Source organism: Pseudomonas sp. Pseusp15 (genome assembly GCF_059492165.1).
In genome coordinates this window covers 3432625-3456245 of record NZ_CP168523.1, presented here as the reverse complement: position 1 = coordinate 3456245, position 23621 = coordinate 3432625, and the positions used below count along the sequence as shown (strand labels likewise).

The following is a 23621-nucleotide window of genomic DNA, read 5'->3' as shown; positions in this document are numbered from 1 at the left end:
CATGACAAACCCCGCGTTGGTTTCTCTCTCCTGTGTGCCCGCGCCTGTGGTACCACAAGCCGTCAACGATGTACTCGTTCTGAAAAAACCTGATGATTCGGCCGGTGTCACGGTCGAGGTGGCGCGTTGGCCATTCATGGTGGTTAATCAAAAGACAACGCTGCATGTCTGCGGTCAACAAGCCGACGGCTCGCCAGTGATGCTGCGAGTGGCCGACGCCGAGCCCGTCACGCAACAAGAGTTCCAGGAGGGCTGGCGTCGCAATATTGCCTGGGCGTCTTTGCAGAATCTGAAAGACGGGAGCCATCTCGCGTTTGTTTTTCAGGCGGCGCTGGATGGAGGCAGTTGTGCTGGCCCGGTGCTGTTCCCGACATTGTGTCTTGAGGTCCAGGCGCCTTTTGACGATACAACGACCTTCTCGGCAACAGACGGTACCAATAACTGGAATGGTTGGATGAGGGGCGACGCTGCGACTGATCCACGGGATCTCACCATCACCAAAGATGGAGATATCTACGTATTATTCGACAACACCTACACCAACAACTCTGCCGGCACGGTGTTGAAAAAGACCTTTCAGGGGCTGGAAGTGGGTCGGTCCTATGAGTTCGGGGTGACCGTGCGCAGGTGGAACAACAGCTATTCGGTTCCGGTGCTGTCACTCAACAGCGGAGCGCAAGTCATTGCCCCCGCGACGGAAATTTCGTCAATGGCCTGGGCTCCGCTCAAAGGCACGTTTACCGCGAGTGCATCACAGATGGAGTTGCAGATCGTTAACCATGTCGCCACCGGAAACGGCAACGACTATGCCTTCCGCGAAATCTGGGTCAGGTCGATCTAGCACCTGCGTAACGTCAATGGCCTGGAACTGATCCAGGCTGTGCATGCCACCGCGAATGCTGATTAAGGTTCGCGGTGCTTTTCGTTAAATTTCCATGCCCGGCTCACGTCACCTCAGTTAACTGTCGACGATTACCGTGAGCCCGACCCATGTCCAATCTGAATGACCTGACCGCCCTGGCCTTGCCGTCAGGCAACCGTCTTGTAGCCGATGAAACCGCAAGTCGCCTGAGCCTCAGCCTGGAAGGGCAGCCGCTGATCGAACTGCGGCTGACCCGCGAGCCCGAGTTGCATCTGCGGCTGGAGGAGCGCTTTGGCCGTCCTGACGGTCAAGCATTCTGGGCGGCCTGTTATTGGCTGTTTGCCCGTGATGCGCAGTGTCAGCGTCTGAGCTGGTACCTCGATCAAGTGCCCACCGAAGCCTTGCTCAGCGGGTTGCTGATCGCGACCGACGTCAACGGTCAATATCGCTGTGAACGCACGCTGTTCTGGCAATTGCCTCAGCCTTGGCTGGGTGAGTCGTTGACCGATAGCTATCCGCAGCAGATGGTCATCAGTGACGGCAAGCGCCATCCCCTGCGTGCGGTGAAACCCCGTGGTGAGGTCTATCGACGTTTCGATGCGCGGCTCGGTGCGTGGGTCTCCTTGCGCACGGTAGAAATTGAGCATGACCTGGCGCGTTTCAACCGCTGGCAGAACAGCCCGCGGGTCGCGAGTTTCTGGCAGGAGGAGGGCAGCCTCGAGAAGCATCGGGAATACCTCGGCAAACTCGAAGCCGACCCGCACACCTTGACCCTGATCGGTTGCTTCGATGATCAGCCGTTTGCCTACTTTGAAGCCTACTGGGCCAAGGAAGATCGCATTGCGCCGTTCTATGACGCCGGCGATTACGACCGTGGCATTCACATGCTGGTGGGTGAGGAAGATCACCGTGGCCCGCACAAGGTGGCGAGTTGGTTATCGGCGCTAGTGCACTACCTGTTTCTCGATGATCCGCGCACTCAACGGGTGGTCGCCGAACCTCGCGCCGACAACGCAAAGATGATCGGGCATCTGCATAATCAGTGTTTTCACTGCGAGAAAGAGTTCGACTTCCCGCACAAGCGCGCGGCGCTGATGGTGCTGGGGCGTGAGCGGTTTTTTGATCGGTGTTCGTTGTCTTGAGTCAGTCTTCGCGGGCAAGTCGGATCGCCGCACCGCTCGCTCCTACAGTGACAGGCAATATTCCCTGTAGAGCGAGGTTTGCCCGCGAAGCGTTTAACGACGTGCGAAGGTGTCCGCACGATTGCCCGACACCTTGCGGCAATGCACCAGCGCATCACGAATCATGAAGTTCACCAGGGTCGGCGAGACGCCCAGTTCCTTGGCGATGTCTTTTTGCGGCACGCCGTGCAGGCGGTACATCTCGAAGGCGTAACGGGTGCGGCTGGGCAGCTCCGTCAGTGCATCGGCAATGTTTTCCAGGGTCGAGAAATTCATGTGCGAGGTTTCCGGCGAAGCGCCCTGGATCACCACGTTCAGGCCTTCTTCTTCCGGGCCCGAATACTTCTGCTCCAGCGCCTGCTTGCGGTAGTGATCGATCGCCAGGTTGCGCACGATCTGGAACAGGTAACTGAGCTGCGCCTTGATGGACGAGGTGATCTGCGGCGCCGATTGCAACCGGAAGAACGCATCCTGTACCACGTCTTCGGCGCGGGATCGGCAGCCGGTAATGCGGGCGGCGATCTTGACCAGAATCAGTCGGTTGTCGACGAAGGCCTGAAGTAGCGGTGAATCGCACCTGCTTGTGGATACTTGTTCCGTCATTGGAAATCACCTTGCTGCAAATAGGGTCGTGGGACGACAAGGGGGTCGGAGCCGTCCTACATATCGAGCGACAAATTATGTTGAATGATAATGATTGTCAATTGAGAAAGAGAATTAATGCTCCGTTGCGGTGCGGACCGAGAACGGCGACACGCTGACTCACCCACCGGCCACAAGCCTGCCGGCGCTCAAGCCCGGCGACTAATTATTCCAAGACCTCATCCGTTCTCATTGGTGAATGGCTGCGGGCGCAAACCCCGGCCAAAACAGCATTCCCAAGCCTTGCGCGGTCGGCGAAGACCGCGTCCTGCATGCCCGTGAACGGGCGTGAAATATGAAAACCGATTCCACTTGCAAGCCGAATTCAGGCAGGAAACCTCATGACCGACGCGTTCGAACTCCCCAGCACACTGGTCCAAGCCCTCCAGCGCCGCGCGGCCCTGACGCCGGACCGGGTGGCCTTGCGTTTTCTTGCCGAAACCCAGGATCAGGCTGTGGTGCTCAGTTATCGTGAGCTGGACCAACGGGCGCGAACCATTGCCGGCGCGTTGCAGGCCCAGGCGTCGTTCGGTGATCGCGCGGTGCTGCTGTTTCCCAGCGGTCCGGATTACGTCGCGGCGTTCTTTGGTTGCCTGTACGCCGGGGTGATCGCGGTACCGGCCTATCCGCCGGAATCGACCCGTCGTCATCATCAGGAACGCCTGCTGTCGATCATTAGCGATGCCGAGCCGCGCCTGCTGTTGACCAGCGCCGACCTGCGCGACGCCTTGTTGCAAATCAACGGGGCGCCGCCGCTGCTATGTGTCGACACCCTCGACAACGCCCTGGCTGAACGCTGGGTTGCGCCGGACCTGCAAGGCGAGCACATCGCTTTCCTGCAATACACCTCCGGCTCCACCGCTTTGCCTAAAGGTGTGCAAGTCAGCCACGGCAACCTGGTGGCCAACGAACGATTGATTCGTCACGGCTTTGGCATTGACCTCAATCCTGATGACGTGATCGTCAGTTGGCTGCCGCTGTACCACGACATGGGCCTGATCGGTGGTCTGCTGCAGCCGATTTTCAGTGGTGTGCCGTGCGTGTTGATGTCGCCGGCGTACTTCCTCGGTCGCCCGTTGCGCTGGCTGGAAGCGATCAGCGAGTACGGCGGCACCATCAGCGGCGGGCCGGACTTCGCCTATCGACTGTGCAGCGAGCGCGTCAGCGAATCGGCTCTGGAACGTCTTGATTTGAGCGGCTGGCGCGTTGCGTATTCCGGTTCCGAACCGATTCGCCTCGACACCCTGGAACGCTTCGCCGAGAAATTCGCGGCCTGTGGTTTTACGCCAGACAGCTTCATGGCCTCTTACGGTCTCGCGGAAGCCACGCTGTTCGTTGCCGGCACTCCGCGCGGTCGGGGCATTCCGGCATTGCGCGTGGATGATCAGGCCTTGGCGCAAAACCGCGCCGAACCGGGCGACGGCAGTCCGGTCATGAGTTGCGGCATCAGCCAGCCGGATCATGCGGTGCTGATTGTCGATTCGGTATCGTTCGAAGAACTCGCCGACAACGCGGTCGGTGAAGTCTGGGCCGCCGGGCCGAGCATCGCCCATGGCTACTGGCGCAACCCTGAAGCCACGGCCAAGACCTTCGTCCAGCACACGGGCCGCACCTGGCTGCGCACCGGCGACCTGGGCTTTTTGCGTGACGGTGAACTGTTCATCACCGGGCGCCTGAAAGACATGCTGATCGTTCGTGGTCACAACCTCTATCCGCAGGACATCGAGCAGACCATCGAGCGCGAAGTGGAGGTGGTGCGCAAGGGGCGTGTGGCCGCGTTCGCGGTCAATCTCGAGGGACAGGAAGGTATCGGCGTCGCCGCGGAAATCAGCCGCAGCGTGCAGAAAATCCTGTCGCCCGAGGCGCTGATCAAAGCCATCCGCCAAGCGGTGGCCGAGGCGTATCAGGAGGCGCCGAGCGTGGTGGTGCTGCTCAATCCGGGGGCACTGCCCAAGACTTCCAGCGGCAAGTTGCAACGTTCGGCCTGCCGCAATCGCCTGGCCGATGGCAGCCTCGACAGCTATGCGGTTTTCCCGTCGGCAGCGAACGAAAGTGAAGGCAGCAGCGAGTCGGGTTCCGAACTACAAACCCTGATCGGCCAGATCTGGTGCGAGCAATTGCAGGTCAAGCAAGTCAACGCCGACGATCACTTCTTCCTGCTCGGCGGCAACTCCATCGCCGCTACTCAAGTGGTCGCACGCCTGCGTGAAGCGTTGGGGATGGAGCTGAATCTGCGTCTGTTATTCGAAGCGCCGACCCTCGGCGCGTTCGCCGCCGCCGTCGCCCGGCAACAACAGGATGGCGGCCTCGCCCAAGGCGCGATCACTCAGCTGTCGCGCAACGACGCCATGCCGCAATCCCTGGCGCAAAACCGTTTGTGGATCACCTGGCAACTCGACCCGCAGAGCAGCGCCTACAACATTCCCGGCGCCTTGCGCCTGCGCGGCGAACTGGACGAAGACGCCTTGCGCGCCAGTTTCCAGCAACTGATCGAACGTCACGAATCCCTGCGCACGCGGTTTTTCGAGCGCGACGGTGTGGCCCTGCAACGGGTCGATGCTGCCGGTGAGTTCAATCTTCAAGTGATCGACATCAGCGACGTGCCGGCCGCCGAGCGTGAAGCCCGCGCGCAACAAATCCGAGAGGACGAAGCCCGCACCCGGTTCGACCTGGAGAACGGCCCGCTGCTGTGGGTGACCCTGGTGCGCCTCGAAGATGAGGATCATCAACTGCTGGTGACGATGCACCACATCATCGCCGACGGCTGGTCGCTGAACGTGCTGATCGAGGAGTTCTCGCGCCTGTATGCGGCAGCCTCTCAAGGCCAGACCGTCAGCCTTCCAGCCTTGGTGACGCAATATGCCGACTACGGCAGTTGGCAGCGCCAGTGGCTGGCGCAAGGGGAGGGCGAACGGCAACTCGCTTACTGGAAAGAGCAGTTGGGTGATGAGCATCCGACCCTGAGCCTGGCCACCGACCACCCACGTTCGGCACAACACACCCACAGCGCCGCCCGCCACACCCTGCGGTTGGACGCGAGCCTGAGCAACGCGATTCGCCAGACCGCCCAGGCTCATGAGTCGACGCCGTTCATGCTGTTGCTCGCGGCATTCCAGAGCCTGCTGCATCGCTACAGTGGTCAGCGTGACATCCGCATCGGCGTGCCGAATGCCAACCGTCCACGCCTGGAAACCCAAGGGCTGATCGGCTTCTTCATCAACACCCAAGTGTTGCGTGCCGAAGTGGACTCGCGACTGCCATTCGTGGAGTTGCTGGCGCAAACCCGGCAAGCCTCATTGGGGGCGCAAGCGCATCAGGACCTGCCGTTCGAACAACTGCTCGAAGCTTTCCCGCAGGCCCGCGAACAAGGTCTGTTCCAGGTCATGTTCAACCATCAGCAACGGGATCTCAGCGCTCTGCGTCGTCTGCCGGGGCTGCTCGCCGAAGAGCTGCCGTGGCACAGCCGCGAAGCCAAGTTCGACTTGCAACTGCACAGTGAGGAAGACCGCAACGGACGTTTGAGCCTGTCGTTCGACTACGCCAGCGAACTGTTTGACGCGCCGACCATCGAGCGTCTGGCCGAGCATTTCAGCAATTTGCTGCGAGCTATCTGCGAACGTCCGCAACAAGCGATCGGTGACCTGCAACTACTGACTACCGCCGAACAGGCTCAGCAAAATGACTGGAGCGTTGCTCCGTGCAAACCGGCGCAGCAGTGGTTGCCGGAACTGCTCAACGAACAAGTGCGCCAGACCCCGGAGCGCACCGCGTTGCTGTGGGACGGCGGCAGCCTGGACTTCGCTGAACTGCATACTCAGGCCAACCGCTTGGCGCATTACCTGCGCGACAAAGGCGTCGGCCCGGACGTGTGCGTGGCGATCGCCGCCGAACGTTCGCCGCAGTTGCTGATCGGTTTGCTGGCGATCATCAAGGCCGGCGGCGCTTATGTGCCGCTCGACCCGGATTACCCGGCCGAGCGCCTGGCCTACATGCTCAGCGACAGTGGCGTCGAGTTGTTGCTGACCCAAACCGAATTGCTCGACCGCTTGCCGGCCACTGATGGCGTCTGCGTGATCGCCATGGACGCCCTGCACCTGGAGAACTGGCCAAGCCATGCACCGGGTTTGCACCTGCACGGCGACAACCTGGCCTACGTGATTTATACCTCGGGTTCCACCGGCCAGCCCAAGGGCGTTGGCAACACTCACGCAGCGCTCGCTGAACGTCTGCAATGGATGCAGAGCACTTATCGCCTGAACGATACCGACGTGCTGATGCAAAAAGCCCCGATCAGTTTTGACGTGTCGGTGTGGGAGTGTTTCTGGCCGCTGATCACTGGGTGCCGCTTGCTGATCGCCGGTCCCGGCGAACACCGCGATCCACACCGCATCGCACAACTGGTCAAGCAGTACGGTGTGACCACGCTGCACTTTGTGCCGCCGCTGCTTTCGCTGTTCATCAACGAACCGCTGACCGCCGAATGCACCAGCCTGCGCCGGGTGTTTTCCGGCGGCGAAGCCTTGCCCGTCGAACTGCGCAACCGCGTGCTGACGCAACTGCCGGCGGTGCAACTGCACAACCGCTACGGCCCCACCGAAACCGCGATCAACGTCACCCACTGGCACTGCACAACCGCCGATGGCGAGCGCTCGCCGATTGGCCGGCCATTGGGCAACGTGCTGTGCCGGGTGCTCGACAGTGACCTCAACCCGGTGCCGGCCGGCGTGCCGGGTGAACTGTGCATCAGCGGTATCGGTTTGGCTCGGGGCTATCTGGGCCGTGCGGGGCTGACCGCTGAGCGTTTCGTGGTCGATCCACTGGGCGAGCAGGGCGCGCGTCTGTACCGCACCGGCGACCGTGCGCGCTGGACCGCCGATGGCGTGATCGAATACCTCGGTCGTCTCGATCAACAGGTCAAACTGCGTGGTTTTCGTGTCGAGCCGCAAGAGATCGAAGCGCGGCTGTTGGCACAATCCGGCGTCGCCCAAGCGGTGGTGCTGGTGCACGAAACGGCGGTCGGCGGGCAGTTGATCGGTTACTACACCGCCACTGATTCCACTGAAGACCTCGACACTCAAACCGCACACCTGAAAGCCGTACTGGCCGCCGAGTTGCCGGAATACATGGTCCCGGCGCAACTCATGCGTCTGGACCAAATGCCCTTGAGCCCGAGCGGCAAACTCGATCGTCGCGCCTTGCCGGAACCTCAGTGGCACGTCCGCGAGCACGTCGAACCGGTCACGGCGCTTGAGCAACAAATCGCCGGCATCTGGCGCGAAGTGCTGGGCCAAGCGCAGATCGGTCTGCGCGACGACTTCTTCGCCCTTGGCGGCCACTCGCTGCTGGCCACGCAAATCATCTCCCGTACCCGTCAGGCCTGCGACGTCGAGTTGCCGTTGCGAGCGCTGTTCGAGGCCAGTGAGCTGGGCGCGTTTGCCGAACAGGTTCGCTTGATTCAGGTCAGCGGCAAAACCAACCGGCAGCCACCGATCGAGAAGGTCGACCGCCGCCAACCGGTGCCCTTGTCCTATTCCCAGCAACGCATGTGGTTCTTGTGGCAGATGGAACCGGACAGCCCGGCCTACAACGTCGGCGGCATGGCGCGGTTGCGCGGCGTGCTGGATGTCGGGCGTTTCGAGGCGGCGCTGCAAGCGTTGATCATGCGTCATGAAACCCTGCGCACGACATTCCCGAGCGTCGACGGCGTGGCCCGGCAACAGGTGCATCCGGACACCGGTATGCGCATGGACTGGAAGGATTTCTCCGCGCTGGCGGCCGATACCCGTGAGCAGCGAGTCCAGCAACTGGCCGACAGCGAGGCGCACACGCCTTTCGATCTGGAAACCGGACCGTTGCTGCGCGCCTGCCTGGTCAAGACCGCCGAGCAGGAACATTACCTGGTGCTGACCCTGCACCACATCGTCACCGAAGGCTGGGCGATGGACATCTTCGCCCGGGAACTCAGCGCGCTCTACGAAGCCTTCGTCGATGACCGCGAATCACCACTGCAACCCTTGCCGGTGCAGTACCTGGATTACAGCGTGTGGCAGCGTCAGTGGCTGGAATCCGGCGAACGTCAGCGCCAGCTCGATTACTGGACCGCGCAACTGGGCCGCGAACATCCGCTGCTGGAGTTGCCAGCCGATCGTCCGCGTCCGCCGGTGCAAAGTCATCAGGGCGAACTGTTCCGCTTCGACCTCAGCGATGACCTCGCGGCACGGGTTCGTGCCTTCAACGCAGACAACGGCCTGACCCTGTTCATGACCATGACCGCCGCCCTGGCCGTGCTGCTTTACCGCTACAGCGGCCAGACCGACCTGCGCATCGGTGCGCCGGTGGCCAACCGCATTCGTCCGGAAAGCGAAGGGCTGATCGGCGCGTTCCTCAACACCCAAGTGCTGCGTTGCCAGCTCGACGGGCAGATGTCCGTGGGCGAGTTGTTCGAGCAGGTTCGCCACACGGTGATCGAAGGCCAGTCCCATCAGGACCTGCCGTTCGATCACTTGGTCGAAGCCTTGCAGCCACCGCGCAGCGCCGCTTACAACCCGCTGTTCCAGGTGATGTGCAACGTGCAGCGCTGGGAGTTCCAGCAGCGCCGCACCCTGGCCGGGATGACCGTCGAGTACCTGGCCAACGATGCGCGAGCGACCAAGTTCGACCTCAACCTGGAAGTCACCGACCTCGACCATCGCCTCGGTTGCTGCCTGACTTACAGCACCGATCTGTTCGATGAGCCGCGCATTGCGCGCATGGCCGGGCACTGGTGCAATCTGCTGGAAGCGTTGCTGGCCGATCCGCAACAGCGCTTGAGTGAGCTGCCATTGCTCGACGCCACTGAACAGCAAAACCTGCTCGACAACCTCGGCATCGAGCCGGGTGAGCATCGCCTCGATCAATGCATCCACCAGCTGTTCGCTGAGCAGGCGCTGGTGCGCATGGGCGCACCGGCGCTGACGTTCGCCGGGCAAACCCTGAGCTACGCCGAGCTCGATAGCCGCGCCAATCGTCTGGCCTGGATGCTCCGTGAGCGCGGTGTCGGGCCGCAAGTGCGGGTCGGCTTGGCGTTGGAACGTTCGCTGGAGATGGTCATCGGCTTGCTGGCAATCCTCAAGGCGGGCGGCGCCTATGTGCCGCTGGACCCGGAATACCCGCTGGATCGCCTGCACTACATGATCGAAGACAGCGGCATCGGTTTGTTGCTCAGCGATGCGGCGATGTTCGCGGCACTCGGTGAATTGCCGGCCAGCGTCGGTCGTTGGTGCCTGGAAGACGATGCCGCGGACCTGGCCAATTACCCGGCCAGCGAGCTGCCGTTTATCAGTATGCCGCAGCATCAGGCGTACCTGATTTACACCTCGGGCTCCACCGGAAAACCGAAAGGCGTGGTGGTGTCCCACGGTGAAATCGCCATGCATTGCCGCGCGGTGATCGAGCGTTTCGGCATGCGCCCCGATGATTGCGAGTTGCACTTCTATTCGATCAACTTCGATGCCGCGACCGAGCGTCTGCTGGTGCCGCTATTGAGTGGTGCGCAGGTGGTCCTTCGCGCTCAAGGCCAGTGGGACGCGCAGGAAATCTGCGGGCTGATTCGTCGCCACAACATCAACATCCTCGGCTTCACCCCAAGCTACGGCAGCCAGTTGGCGCAATGGCTGGCGACCCAGGGCGAAACCCTGCCGGTGCGCATGTGCATCACCGGTGGCGAAGCCCTGACTGGCGAACACTTGCAGCGGATTCGCGCGGCGTTCAAACCGAGCCTGTTTTTCAACGCTTACGGCCCGACCGAAACTGTGGTCATGCCGCTCGCCAGCCTAGCCCCCGAGCAATTGGAAGAAGGGCTGGGCAGTGTGCCGATCGGCAGCGTGATCGGCGCTCGGGTGGCGTACATTCTCGACGCCGATCTGGCGTTGCTGCCGCAAGGCGCGACCGGCGAGTTGTATGTCGGCGGCGCCGGTCTGGCGCAGGGTTATCACCAACGTCCGGGGATGACCGCCGAACGCTTTGTCGCTGATCCTTTTGCCGCGAACGGCGGACGCTTGTACCGCACCGGCGACCTTGTCCGTCAGCGCGCCGATGGCCTGGTCGAGTACCTCGGCCGCATTGACCATCAAGTGAAGATCCGTGGTTTTCGCATCGAACTGGGCGAGATCGAAACCCGTCTGCTGGAACATGAATCGATCCGTGAAGCGGTCGTGCTGGCGCTCGATGCACCGAGCGGCAAGCAACTGGTGGGCTATCTGGTTACAAACGTGGCCGAGCAGGATGAAGCGCAGCAAACTGCACTGCGCGAAGCGTTGAAGGCGCACCTCAAATCTCAGTTACCGGATTACATGGTGCCGACGCACTTGATCCTGCTGGCCAGCATGCCGCTGACCGCCAACGGCAAACTCGACCGTCGCGCACTGCCGGCACCGGACCCGGAGTTGAATCGTCAGCAATACGTGGCGCCGAGCAACGAACTTGAGATGATCCTGGCCGGCATCTGGTGTGAAGTGCTCAACGTTCAACAGGTCGGCCTCAACGACAACTTCTTCGAACTGGGCGGCGATTCGATCCTGTCGATCCAGGTGGTCAGCCGGGCGCGGCAGCAGGGTATCCACTTCAGCCCGCGCGACCTGTTCCAGCACCAGACCGTGCAGACGTTGGCTGCGGTGGCGACTCGTACCGAGCAGGTCACCGCCGAACAAGGTTTGCTCACGGGTGAATCGCGTCTGACGCCAATTCAGCACTGGTTCTTCGACACCGAAATCCCGCAGCGTCAACACTGGAACCAGGCGTTGCTGCTGGAACCGACCGTGGTGCTGGAGCCGCATCGCCTGGAGCAAGCGCTGTTGGCGGTGATCGAGCAGCACGATGCCTTGCGCCTGCGCTTCACCGAAGTCGCCGGTCATTGGCAGGCCGAGCATCAGGCAGTTTCCGACGCTGCCGTGCTGTGGCAAGTGCAGGTGCCGACGATGGACACATGCGCGGCACTGTTCGCCGAAGCGCAGCGCAGCCTCGACCTTGAGCAAGGGCCACTGATGCGGGCGCTGTTGGTCGACGATCCCGAGGGGCAACAACGGTTGTTCATTGCCATTCACCACTTGGTGGTGGACGGGGTGTCGTGGCGGGTGCTGCTGGACGATCTGCAAACGGTTTATCGTCAACTGGACGCAGAGCAGTCAGTAAAACTGCCAGCGAAAACCAGTGCCTTCAGGGACTGGGCCGCACGGTTGCAGGCTTATGCCGGCAGCGAATCCCTACGGGAAGAATTGAGCTGGTGGCAGGCGCAACTGGCCGGCCCAAGCGCTGAATTGCCGTGTGATCGGCCTCGGGGCGGGCAGCAGAATCGTCACGCGCAAACCGTCAGCGTGCGCCTCGACAGCGAGCGCACCCAGCAACTGTTGCAACAGGCACCGGCGGCCTATCGCACCCAGGTCAACGACTTGCTGCTGACCGCGTTGGCCCGTGTGTTGTGCTGCTGGAGCGGTCATGCGTCGGCGTTGATTCAACTCGAAGGCCACGGTCGCGAAACCCTATTCGACGAAATCGACCTGACCCGCACTGTCGGCTGGTTCACCAGCGCGTATCCGCTGCGCCTCACACCTGCGAACGGGCAGGGCGCATCGATCAAGGCGATCAAGGAGCAACTGCGCGCGGTGCCGCATAATGGCCTGGGGTATGGCGTGCTGCGCTACCTGGCCGATGGCCTGTGCCGACAGACCATGGCCGCGCTGCCGGTGGCGCCGATCACCTTCAACTACCTTGGCCAGTTCGACCAGAGCTTCGGCAGCGATGCGCTGTTCCGTCCGCTCGATGAGCCGGTGGGTGCGGCCCATGATCCGCATGCGCCGTTGCCCAACGAACTGAGCATCGACAGTCAGGTGTACGGTGGTGAACTGGTGCTGCGTTGGACCTTCAGCGCTGAACGCCACGACCGGCAAACCATCGCCGACTTGGCGCAGGCGTATCTGGATGAATTGCACTGCCTGATCCAGCACTGCCTGAGCGACCACGCGGGCGGCCTGACACCGTCGGACTTCCCGCTGGCCAGATTGACTCAGCCGCAACTCGACGCACTGCCGGTTCCAGCGTCGATGATCGAAGACGTCTACCCGCTGACTCCGATGCAGGAAGGCATGCTGCTGCACACCTTGCTCGAGCCGGGCACCGGCCTCTATTACATGCAGGACCGCTACCGCATCAACAGCGAGCTCGACCCCGAGCGTTTCGCTCTGGCCTGGCAAGCGGTGATCGCCCGCCACGAAGCCTTGCGCGCGTCGTTCTGCTGGAACGTCGGCGAAGACATGCTGCAAGTGATCCATAAACCGGGCAGCACGCCGATCGAGTATCTGGACTGGAGCGCGGTTGCCGAAACCGAGCAAGAACCGAAGCTGCAGGCGCTGCTGAAAAGCGAGCGCGAGGCCGGGTTCGATCTGCTCAACCAGGCACCGTTCCATCTGCGTTTGATCCGCGTCGGCGCGGCGCGCTACTGGTTCATGATGAGCAACCACCACATCCTCATCGATGCCTGGTGCCGTTCGCTGCTGATGAACGACTTCTTCGAAATCTACACCGCCCTCGGCGAAGGCCGGCAAGCGCAACTGGCCGTGCCGCCGCGTTATCGCGATTACATCGGCTGGCTGCAACGCCAGAGCCTGGCCGAGGCGCGACAGTGGTGGCGGCAGAACCTGCAAGGTTTCGAGCGCACCACGCCGATTCCGAGCGACCGGCCGTTCCTGCGTGAACATGCCGGCGACAGCGGCGGCATGATCGTCGGCGACCGTTACACAAGGCTTGATCCCCGGGACGGCGCGCAATTGCGCGAACTGGCCCAGGCCCATCAGTTGACCGTCAACACCTTCGCCCAAGCGGCGTGGGCGTTGGTGCTGCGTCGCTTGAGCGGTGATCGCGACGTGCTGTTCGGCGTCACGGTGGCCGGGCGTCCGGTGGACATGCCAGAGATGCAGCGCACCGTCGGGCTGTTCATCAACAGCATCGCCCTGCGGGTGAAAATGCCCGAGGACGATCAGCGCTGCAGCGTTCGTCAGTGGCTCAGCGGTTTGCTCGACAGCAACATGCAACTGCGCGAATACGAGTACCTGCCGCTGGTGAGCATTCAGGAAAACAGCGAGTTGCCGAAAGGCCAACCGCTGTTCGACAGCCTGTTCGTGTTCGAAAACGCCCCGGTGGAAGTCTCGGTGCTGGACCGTGCGCAAAGCCTCAATGCCACTTCGGATTCGGGCCGCACCCACACCAACTTCCCGTTGACGGCGGTCTGCTATCCGGGGGATGACCTGGGCTTGCACTTGTCCTACGACCAGCGTTATTTCGACGAATCCACCGTCGAGCGCATGCTCGGTGAGTTCAAGCGCCTGTTGCTGGCGCTGGTCGAGGGCTTCCACGGTGACATGGCCGATTTGCCGCTGCTGGGCGTCGAGGAGCAGGACTTCCTGATCCATGGCTGCAACCAGAGCGAACACGACTATCCGCTGGAGCAGAGCTATGTCTCATTGTTCGAAGCGCAGGTTGCCCGGCATCCGCAGCGGATTGCCGCCAGTTATCTCGATCAGCAACACAGCTATGTTGAGTTGAACCAGCGCAGCAACCGTCTCGGCCATGCCTTGATCGCTGCAGGCGTCGGCCTCGATCAACCGGTGGCGCTGCTCGCCGAGCGTAATCTCGATCTGCTGGGCATGATTATCGGCAGCTTCAAGGCCGGTGCCGGTTACCTGCCGCTGGACCCTGGCCTGCCAAGTCAGCGCCTGAGCCGGATCATTGACCTGAGCCGCACGCCGTTGCTGGTCTGCACCCAGGCGTGCCGTGACCAAGCCGTCGCGCTGCTGGAGGAATTCGGATGTGCCAACCGGCCTCGATTGCTGGTCTGGGAAGACGTGCAGGCGAGCGACGTTTCGGTGGCCAATCCGGCTATCTACAGTGGCCCGGACAACCTCGCCTACGTGATTTACACCTCGGGCTCCACCGGCCTGCCGAAGGGCGTGATGGTCGAGCAGCGCGGCATGCTCAATAACCAGTTGAGCAAGGTACCGTACCTGAAGCTGAGCGACGCCGATGTGATCGCCCAGACTGCCTCGCAAAGCTTCGACATTTCGGTCTGGCAGTTCCTCGCGGCGCCGTTGTTCGGCGCTCGGGTGGACATCGTGCCGAACAGCATCGCCCATGATCCGCAAGGCTTGCTGGCTCACGTCCAGAGCCAGGGCATTAGCGTGCTGGAAAGCGTGCCGTCGCTGATTCAGGGCATGCTCGCCCAGGACTGCATGAGCCTCGATGGCCTGCGCTGGATGTTGCCGACCGGTGAAGCGATGCCGCCGGAACTGGCGCATCAATGGTTGCTGCGTTACCCGCAGATGGGGCTGGTGAACGCTTATGGCCCGGCGGAATGCTCGGACGATGTGGCGTTCTTCCGGGTCGACATGGCCTCGACGCGTGGCAGTTATCTGCCGATTGGTACGCCGACCGACAACAACCGTTTGTACCTGCTCGATGGCGCGCTGGAGCTGGTGCCGTTGGGGGCGGTGGGTGAGTTGTGCGTGGCCGGCACCGGGGTCGGGCGCGGTTATGTGAGCGATCCGTTGCGCACGGCGCAGGTGTTTGTGCCGAATCCGTTCGGTGCGCCCGGGGATCGGCTGTATCGCACCGGTGACCTGGCCCGTCGTCGCAGTGACGGCGTGCTGGAGTACGTCGGACGTATCGACCATCAGGTGAAGATTCGCGGTTACCGCATCGAACTGGGTGAAATCGAGGCGCGTCTGCATGAGCAGCCGGAAGTCCGCGACGCGGCGGTCGGGGTGCAGGAAGGCGTCAACGGCAAGCATCTGGTCGGCTATCTGGTGGCAGCAGATTCGGCGCTCAATCCGAACGAACGACTGGAGCGGATCAAGCAACGCCTGCGTGCCGAGTTGCCGGAATACATGGTGCCGCTGCACTGGTTGTGGCTCGACAAGCTGCCGCTCAACGCCAACGGCAAACTCGATCGCAAGGCCTTGCCGGCACTGGAGATCGGCCAGTTGCAGAGCCAGGACTATCAGGCGCCGGGCAATGAGCTGGAGCAGACCTTGGCGGATATCTGGGCCGAAGTGTTGAAGGTCGAGAAGGTTGGCGTGCGTGACAACTTCTTCGAGCTGGGTGGGCATTCGCTGCTGGCCACGCAAATTGCCTCGCGGGTACAAAAAGCCCTGCAACGCAACGTGCCGCTGCGGGCGATGTTCGAGTGCAGCACGGTGGCGGAATTGGCCGAGTACATCGATGGGTTGGCGGCGAGCGACATTACCGAGGAGAAGGTGGATCGGTTGAATGACCTGATGGCGGAGCTGGAGGGCCTTTAATCCGGGTTGACTGCCGAGCCCACGCGGCTCAGGCTTCCCGTGGTTTTTTAATGGATCCTATTTCACCAGGGAGACAGTCGATGCCCTTCGTAACGGTTGATGGACAAGCGCTTCACTACATAGATCAAGGCACGGGCCCGGCGGTATTGCTGGCCGGGAGCTACCTGTGGGACCAGGCCATGTGGGCACCGCAGATTGCGGCGCTGTCGCAGCGCTATCGGGTCATTGCACTGGACCTCTGGGGCCATGGCGAATCCGGGCGGATGCCCGAGGGCATGACGTCGCTGGATGACGTGGCGCGTCAGGCACTGGCATTACTCGATCATCTGGACATCGATCGCGTCACGCTGGTCGGTCTTTCGGTCGGTGGCATGTGGGGCGTTCGCCTGGCACTGTCGGCGCCGCAGCGGCTCAACGGGCTGGTGCTGATGGATACTTACGTTGGTGTCGAACCGGAACCGACTCGTCAGTATTACTTCTCGCTGTTCAAACAGATCGAAGACAGCGGTGAGATCTCGCCGCAACTGCTCGACATTATTGTGCCGATCTTCTTCCGTCCGGGCATCGATCCGCAGTCGGCTTTGTATCAGGATTTCCGCGCCAGGCTGGCGGCATTACCAGTCAGCCGGCTGCGTGAAAGCATTGTGCCGATGGGACGGATCACGTTTAGTCGTGATGATTTGTTGCCGCGCCTGGCTCAGCTGAACCCTGAATCCACACTGTTGATGTGTGGCGACCAGGACAAACCGCGGCCGCCGTCGGAAACCAGAGAAATGGCTGAGTTGATCGGTTGCCCGTATGTGCTGGTGCCGGAGGCGGGGCATATCTCCAGTCTGGAGAACCCCGAGTTTGTCACTGAGGCGCTGCTCAAGTTTCTGGCCGACAGAAATCCGTGTAGCGCTTGATTAAAAAGATCGCAGCCTTCGGTGGTGCCCACAGGCGCGTAGGGCGAAGGCTGCGATTTTTTGATCTTTATTTGGGCCCGAGAATCTTCAGCAACTTGTCCGGCGACGGCGCGCCTTGCTGTTGTTGCAACTGGCCCTTTTCATCCATGTAGAAAATCGCCGGGGTGGCGGCCAGTTCCAGGTCTTCCATCAACTTCATGTTCGCCGCCAGTTTCGCCTGAACCGCCGGTGGTACGTCCTTCAAGGCCTTGAGCGAGCTGCCCTTGCCGGATTTCTCGTGTTCTTCCAGGGCTTTCTGCGGGTCCTTGGCGGCCAGCAGCGCGGCGGATTTGCCGGGGCTGTCTTCGCGAATGATACCGACCATGATGTGCCGCAGCTGCACCTTGCCGGCCTGGACCCACGGCCGTGCCTGTTCCCAGAACATGTTGCAGTACGGGCAGTTCGGGTCGCTGAACAGGTAGACGACCCGTGGTGCGTCCTTATTGCCGTCACCGATCCAGCTGCTTGCTTCCATCTTGCCCCAGACTTCCTTGGCCATCGGCGCGTAGACCAGTTTCTGCAACGGTGCGCTGCTCAGGTCATTGCCGTCGGCGTCGTACAGATTGCCGAGCAGCACATGTTTGCCGTCCGGGGTCAGGTACAGCGTCATACCGCGGTTCTGGTACTGCGCCGCGTAACCGCGCAGGCCGTCGGGCGCGTCGAAGGTACCGACGATTTTGGCGCCCTTGGCTTCGATCTTCTTGATCGCTTCAGGCAGTTCTTCGGCCTGTACCGACGGCAGGTGTAGCAGGGCAGCACCCAGGGTCAGTGTCAGCAGGTGGCGGAGGCGGAGCATGGCAATTTCCTTGAAGGCGTGGCCGAGGTGGCCGGGTTCGGGGTGTCGAAGTGTTCCAGGGCGCGGGCCAGGCTGGCTTCCGACAACTCACCCAGGTGACTGCCCAACAGATACCCGTTGGGGCTATAGAACAGCGTAGTCGGCAATGCCATGGAACCCACGGCATGGCTCAATCGACCGCTGCCATCGAACAGCACGTTGGTCAGGCTCAGGCCCTGGGTTTCGAGGAAAGTGGCGACGCTCTGCATGCTTTCGCTCTGGTTGACGAACAGGAAGGTCAGGTCCGGGCGCTGTTGCTGGGCGTTCTCTAGCACCGGCATTTCCCGGCGGCACGGCGGGCACCAGGTGGCCCAGAGGTTGATGACCAACGGGCCACCCTGGTAGTCGCTGAGTTGGATGGTCTGGCCGGCAGCATTGCGCAAGGTGATCTGCGGCAGGCGCGTGCCTTGTTCGTAAATACTCAGGGAGAAACTCGCCAGCAGCCAGAACACCAGACCGCTGGCCACGCCAAAGCCCAATGGCCGACGCAGGCCCGGTTGACGCCAGCCGCGGTACAACGCCGCCAGCAAGAGCACGACCACCCCCGGCCAGGCGAGAAAACCACCGTCGCGCAGGTCGATGATCTGCCACGGATCGTTGCGATACTGTGCCCAGTAGGCAATCACGAAGCCGACCCGGGCCGCCAGCATGCCCAGCAGGAACAGGCTGAACAGCACCGATTCCGGGTTCTCGCCGCCACGCTTGGCCACCCGCCAGCCGACAAACGTCGCCAGCGCCAGGGCACTGATCAGCAGCAAATGGTTAAGCGCGATGGCAAAGGTGCCGAGGGTAAAGGTCAGCATTAACGAGCGTCTCGGGTGGTGGTCCAGCGTTGCAGGAAAGTGCCGGCATCGACCTCGCCGGTGATGCGCTGGCTGCGACGCTCTTCGCCGTCGGTGCCGATCCACAACAGGCTCGGCGGCCCCGGCACTTTATAACGGCCGAGCAGTTCGCGGCTGGCGGCATTGTCGGCGGTGACGTCCAGCCGTAGCAAGCGCACATCGCTCAGAGCATCCAGTACCTGAGGTTTGCCGAAGACCTGTTTTTCCATGACTTTGCACGACACACACCAGTCGGCGTAATAGTCCAGCAGCACCCATTGGCCCTGGGCCTTGGCGGCGTCGAGCTCGCGTTGCAGGGACGCGGGCTCCTTGATCGTAGTGAATGCATCGTGAGCGCTTGGCGAGACAGCGCCGGTACGACCGGCGCTGTACACCTGCAACGGCTGATACGGATCGTCACTGCCGCCCGCCGCACCGACCACCAGCAGGCTGCCCCATAACCCCAGCAGCAGCGAACTGGCGCCGAACAGGTGGGCAACGCGGCCAAATCCCTGGGACTGCTGCCAGGCGCTGTAGGCGGCGATCAGCAGCAAACCGCCACACAAACCGAGCCACAGCGATTCATCCAGCACCGGACGCAGCATCAGCAAAGCCGTGGCGAGAAACAGGAAACCGAACACACCCTTGAGCAGGTTCATCCAGGCGCCAGGTTTAGGCAGGAAGCGATTGCCGACGGTGACCAGCAGCAACAGCGGCACACCGATGCCGATGCCCAGGGCGAACAGAATCAACCCGCCGTGCAGCGCATTGCCGCTCTGGGCGATATAGAGCAGGGCGCCGGCCAATGGGGCAGTCATGCACGGTCCCACCAACAGACCGGACAAGGCCCCCAGCACACCGGCGCCCATCAGGTTGCCACCGCGCTGGCTGCGTGAAACATGTTCCAGCCGATCCCGCACGGCCACCGGCAATTGCAGTTCAAAAAAACCGAACATCGGCAAGGCCAGCAGCACGAACACCGCCGCAAAGCTGCCCAACAGCCATGGATTCTGCAACAGCGCTTGAAGGTTCGCGCCAAGCGATGCCGCCAGAACACCCATCGCCGCATACACCAGCGCCATGCTGATCACATAACTGCCGGCGAGGGCAAAACCGCGTTTGGGCGTGGCACCACTGCCAACGATCAACCCCGCCAGAATCGGCAGCATCGGCAACGAGCAAGGGGTGAAGGCCAGCAACAGGCCCAGACCAAAGAACACCAACAAGCTCCAGCCCAGCGCACGTTGTTGCAGGCCGCTGGCCAAGGCTTGGTCCGGCGCTTCGCTGGCCGCAGATGCAGTAGCCTTGCCGCCCAGGTCCACGATCTGGGTTTGCGGCGGATAACACAAACCGGCATCGGCACACCCCTGGAAACCCACCTTGATCTGACCGGTGGCTCCCGCCGGAATCTTCAGCTCCAGGCCTTGGCGATAAACCTCTTGTTCGCCGAAGAACTCATCGCTGTGTGCTTCGCCGTCAGGTAATACCGGGTGCTGTTGCGCAGACAAACCCTCGAAATTCAGGCGTTTCTGATAAAGGTAATAACCGTCGGTAATCTGCCAATAGAGCTGTGTTTCACCTGATTCGAGGCGTTCGGAGGTAAAGGCAAAGGCCTTTTCCACTGGCAAGAATTCAGGTTTGGTGTCGAACGGATTTATCCCTGCCTGGGCCACACCCGAGATCAAGAGAACAAAAAATAGAAACAGTCGACGCATGGGTAAGCCTTATCCCTGTGCAAGTTGACTGCACAATGGGTGGCGGCGATTAACCGATGATTAACCGCCGCCGGTACCGCCTGCTCGACCCGTCAGGAGGTAGCCACTACGGCTTGAAACTTCAGTTGCGCAACAGGCCTGGCCAGGATTGGCTATCAACCGCATGCGGACCGGAAACCAGGCGATTTTTCGGAATGTTATAAGTCAGAAACTGATTGTCAGTCAGAAAGATATAGTAATAACTGTCAGCGAAAGTCCGATCGTTTTGCACCGCTGTAATGATCCGGTCTTTATAGGGAGCAAGACCGGGCCAGGTAGCTTCTGTAATGGGCTCTGTCCTCAGTGACTGGACCGGGGTCACAACAGGAGGAGGGAGGTCGTCGTCAAGTTTGCCACCGATATAGCCGCGGTCCCGGTTGGGATCCTCGTCCAAATCCAGATAGAGGGAGTTCCCGTCATTCATGATGAATCGAAAGAGTGAGGGGCGACTTACTTGCCACCATGTCCCTGCAACGATTCGATCAAAGTGAGGCAACAGCAGCTTCCATTTAGTGTCTTCAACCTTGCGGGTCTGCATTACCGCATCGGTATCCTGATTGTAGGCGCAGACCATCGGCGTAGTGCGCTCGTAATAGAAAAGCCAAAGGATATCGAGGTCAGAAGAGTCCATGGGACGATCAAGCGTTATGCCCGTGGTCGTAAATCCAAACCGCAGGTTTTTCATGTGGTTTTCCAACGTCCCCCAGTTTCCTTTAATAGCCCAGGGGTATCCATCAGAGACCTTGTTATCGGGAATATCAAAGCGGGAATAAGTATCGGTGTCTTTGAAGATGAAGTAGATCTTGTCTTTTCCTGAACGCCAATCGACGGTCACGATGTTTTTAAGTGTCGGCATGATCTGATTCCTTTCAGATAATAAAGTATGGTTCGGGTCTTAAATGACTTTCTTCCAGGTAATAATTGGCCTGGAGTGGAGCCGTGCTAGGGTAGCGTGATGTTTTACGCTGTGGTCATGTTTTCAGGATGGAATATGTTTCGGTTTGAAACGACATGTGCGCAGGCGTTCGGCCATGCATTAACAGCGAACTTCACTTTCAACTTCGTCGCTTAGCGGTCGCGACGCCTGCGAGGGAGGCGCTGCTTCTCGTCAGCGGCGGGCCTTGCCATAATTGCGGCTTAATCCTCAGCTGCTTCACTCGCTTTTTTGTCCTGGGGGCTCCCATGCATGTACTGGTTTGCGAAGACGATGAGCTGATCGCCAGCGGAATTGTTGCCGGCCTGACCGCGCAAGGCCTGACCGTCGAGCACGTCGCCACCGCGTCGGCTGCCCGGGCGATGCTCAAGGTGGCTGAGTTCGATGTCATGGTGCTCGACCTTGGCCTTCCCGATGAGGATGGCCTGAAGCTGTTGCAGCAGTTGCGTCACAGTGGCCTGGAGATTCCGGTGTTGATTCTCACGGCGCGGGATTCGGTCACCGATCGCGTCGACGGTTTGCAGGCCGGGGCCGACGATTATTTGCTCAAGCCTTTTGACCTGCGCGAACTGGCAGCGCGCCTGCACACCTTGCTGCGACGAGTGGCGGGGCGCAGCGTCAACCTGATCGAGCACGGTCGTTTGACCTACGATCCGAGCAGCCGCGAAACCATGCTGGGCGGCCAGCCGGTGGACCTTTCCCGTCGCGAGCAATCGCTGTTGCAAGCCTTGCTGCACAACCGTGGTCGCGTACTCTCAACCGAGCAACTGAAAGACAGCGTCTACGGTTTCAACGATGAGCTGGAAAGCAACGCCCTTAACGTCCATATCCATCACCTGCGGCGTAAACTCGGCAATGGCATTGTCGAGACGGTGCGTGGCCTGGGCTATCGCCTGGGGCCGGCCGATGGCGGAGAAGAATCGAAGTGATGAGCCTGCGTTTGCGTCTGAGCCTGACCCTCGGCGCCGCATTTGCGCTGATCTGGGCCCTGGCCGCCGCCTGGATGCTCAGCGATCTGCGCAACCAGATGATGTTTTCCCTCGACCAGCGGCTGGTTGCCTCGGCGCGGATGGTCGCCGGGTTACTGGAGCAACTGCCGGCATTGCCGAGCAAGGGCGAGGGCACCCATTTCAGCGCTGAACAACTGAATATCCCCGGCGGCATGGCCTGTCAGGTCAGCTCGTTGCGCGGCGAGATTCTGGCCCGCAGCCACAGCAACCCCGAGCAAGCGCTGGAAGCCGAGAAAATGGGCTTCCACGATCAGATTATCGACGGCGCGCCATGGCGCAGCTTCACCCTGGCGCGGGGCGATGTGCGCATCACCACCGCCGACCGGCAGATCGAGCGTGAAGCGCTGAACATGTCCATTCTGCTGGCGGCTTCGGTGCCGGTCGGCGTGGCGCTGCTTGGCTGCCTGTGCCTGTTGTGGCTCGGCATCGGTCAGGGGCTGGCACCGCTCAATCGTATGCGCGATGCGTTGATGCGGCGTAGCGCCGATTCTCTGGAACCATTGCAGATCCAGCCGTTGCCCAGCGAATTGCAACCGCTGCTGGAAACCCAGAATCAGTTGTTCCAGCGCATCGGCAAGACCATCGAGCGCGAGCGGCGCCTGACCGGTGATGCGGCGCACGAATTGCGTAGCCCGCTGACTGCGATCAAAACCCACCTGCAAGTGGCGCGCATGACCGACGGTGCCGCACGGGATCAGTCCCTGGCCCGGGCCGAAGAGGGCGCCGACCGCCTGCACCGTACCCTTGAACAATTGCTACTGCTGGCGCGTGTCGAGGGCAGCTTGTCGTTCGATGATGGCGTGCAGTGCAGCGCTGAGCAGGTGGCGAAACTGGCGATTCAGGATGCGGCCAGCGGCGATCGTCAGCGGATCAAGTTTCAGGTGCCGGCCAGATTCTCCGATGCGCCGCTGCAAATGCCCGCAGTGCTGTCGATTGCTGCATTACGCAACTTGCTCGACAACGCCCTGCGCCATACACCGGGCGATGGGGCGGTGGAGCTGAGTCTGGAAACCAATGGCAATCGCGTGCACTTTCTGGTGCGCGACCACGGTCCGGGAATTGCCGAAGACGACTTGCAACACCTGACCCAACGCTTCTGGCGCAACGGCCAGAGCACCGGTTGCGGCCTCGGCCTGGCGATTGTCCAGGCCATTGTCCAGCGCTGCGGCTGTACCCTGCATTTCGACAGCCGGCCGGATGGCCTGCGGGTTGAATTGACGATGCCGTTGCAACCTGTCTAACAGACACCGCTCCCACAGGGTGTCTATGTTGTCGCACACCAAATGTAACGTCTCTCCGTTGGCCTCCCGGCC

11 protein-coding genes are annotated in these 23621 nt (G+C 61.4%); 6 read left to right on the top strand and 5 right to left on the bottom strand.

Annotated elements, in window-relative coordinates; all coding sequences use genetic code 11:
• Position 1: 1 nt before the first annotated feature.
• Together ACEN8R_RS15630 and ACEN8R_RS15625 are read left to right on the top strand one after the other, a co-directional pair.
• The gene (locus tag ACEN8R_RS15630; protein ID WP_018929983.1) at positions 2-841 is read left to right on the top strand and encodes a hypothetical protein; all 840 of its coding nucleotides are present in this window, start codon (positions 2-4) and stop codon (positions 839-841) included.
• A 149-nt stretch (positions 842-990) separates the two neighbouring features.
• Positions 991-2004, top strand: coding sequence for a GNAT family N-acetyltransferase (locus tag ACEN8R_RS15625; protein WP_495624195.1), 1014 nt, complete (start codon positions 991-993; stop codon positions 2002-2004).
• A 93-nt stretch (positions 2005-2097) separates the two neighbouring features.
• Here ACEN8R_RS15625 and ACEN8R_RS15620 read toward each other — a convergent pair whose 3' ends face one another.
• Entirely contained in the window at positions 2098-2646 is a 549-nt protein-coding gene (locus ACEN8R_RS15620; RefSeq protein WP_007894994.1) for an RNA polymerase factor sigma-70, read from the bottom strand.
• Between the two features lie 380 nt (positions 2647-3026).
• Between ACEN8R_RS15620 and ACEN8R_RS15615 the strand changes: the two genes are divergently transcribed.
• On the top strand, positions 3027-16010 hold the full coding sequence (locus ACEN8R_RS15615; RefSeq protein WP_495624194.1) for a non-ribosomal peptide synthetase: 12984 nt from the start codon (positions 3027-3029) through the stop codon (positions 16008-16010).
• A gap of 80 nt (positions 16011-16090) precedes the next feature.
• Positions 16091-16915 (top strand): alpha/beta fold hydrolase, encoded by an 825-nt coding sequence (locus ACEN8R_RS15610; RefSeq protein WP_495624193.1) that lies wholly within the window; start codon positions 16091-16093, stop codon positions 16913-16915.
• A 67-nt stretch (positions 16916-16982) separates the two neighbouring features.
• On the opposite strand, the gene dsbG is transcribed toward ACEN8R_RS15610, so the two are convergent.
• The 4 genes from dsbG to ACEN8R_RS15590 form a co-directional block, all read right to left on the bottom strand.
• Complete coding sequence (gene dsbG / locus ACEN8R_RS15605; protein ID WP_018929978.1) at positions 16983-17750, bottom strand: thiol:disulfide interchange protein DsbG; 768 nt, start codon at positions 17748-17750, stop codon at positions 16983-16985.
• A complete protein-coding gene (locus tag ACEN8R_RS15600; RefSeq protein WP_111454993.1) occupies positions 17726-18592 on the bottom strand; it encodes a TlpA disulfide reductase family protein in 867 nt (288 codons plus the stop codon). The genes dsbG and ACEN8R_RS15600 overlap by 25 nt, the downstream gene beginning before the upstream one ends.
• Positions 18592-20325, bottom strand: a complete 1734-nt coding sequence (gene dsbD, locus ACEN8R_RS15595; RefSeq protein WP_477747072.1) for a protein-disulfide reductase DsbD — start codon at positions 20323-20325, stop codon at positions 18592-18594. The genes ACEN8R_RS15600 and dsbD overlap by 1 nt, the downstream gene beginning before the upstream one ends.
• A gap of 121 nt (positions 20326-20446) precedes the next feature.
• Positions 20447-21220 carry a hypothetical protein gene (locus tag ACEN8R_RS15590; protein WP_495624192.1) on the bottom strand — a complete coding sequence of 258 codons (774 nt, stop codon included), beginning with the start codon at positions 21218-21220 and terminating at the stop codon, positions 20447-20449.
• Between the two features lie 326 nt (positions 21221-21546).
• Here ACEN8R_RS15590 and ACEN8R_RS15585 point away from each other — a divergent pair, with 326 nt between their 5' ends.
• The gene (locus ACEN8R_RS15585) at positions 21547-22227 is read left to right on the top strand and encodes a response regulator (protein WP_018929974.1); all 681 of its coding nucleotides are present in this window, start codon (positions 21547-21549) and stop codon (positions 22225-22227) included.
• A complete protein-coding gene (locus ACEN8R_RS15580) occupies positions 22224-23549 on the top strand; it encodes an ATP-binding protein (RefSeq protein WP_019582488.1) in 1326 nt (441 codons plus the stop codon). The genes ACEN8R_RS15585 and ACEN8R_RS15580 overlap by 4 nt, the downstream gene beginning before the upstream one ends.
• Positions 23550-23621 lie beyond the last annotated feature (72 nt).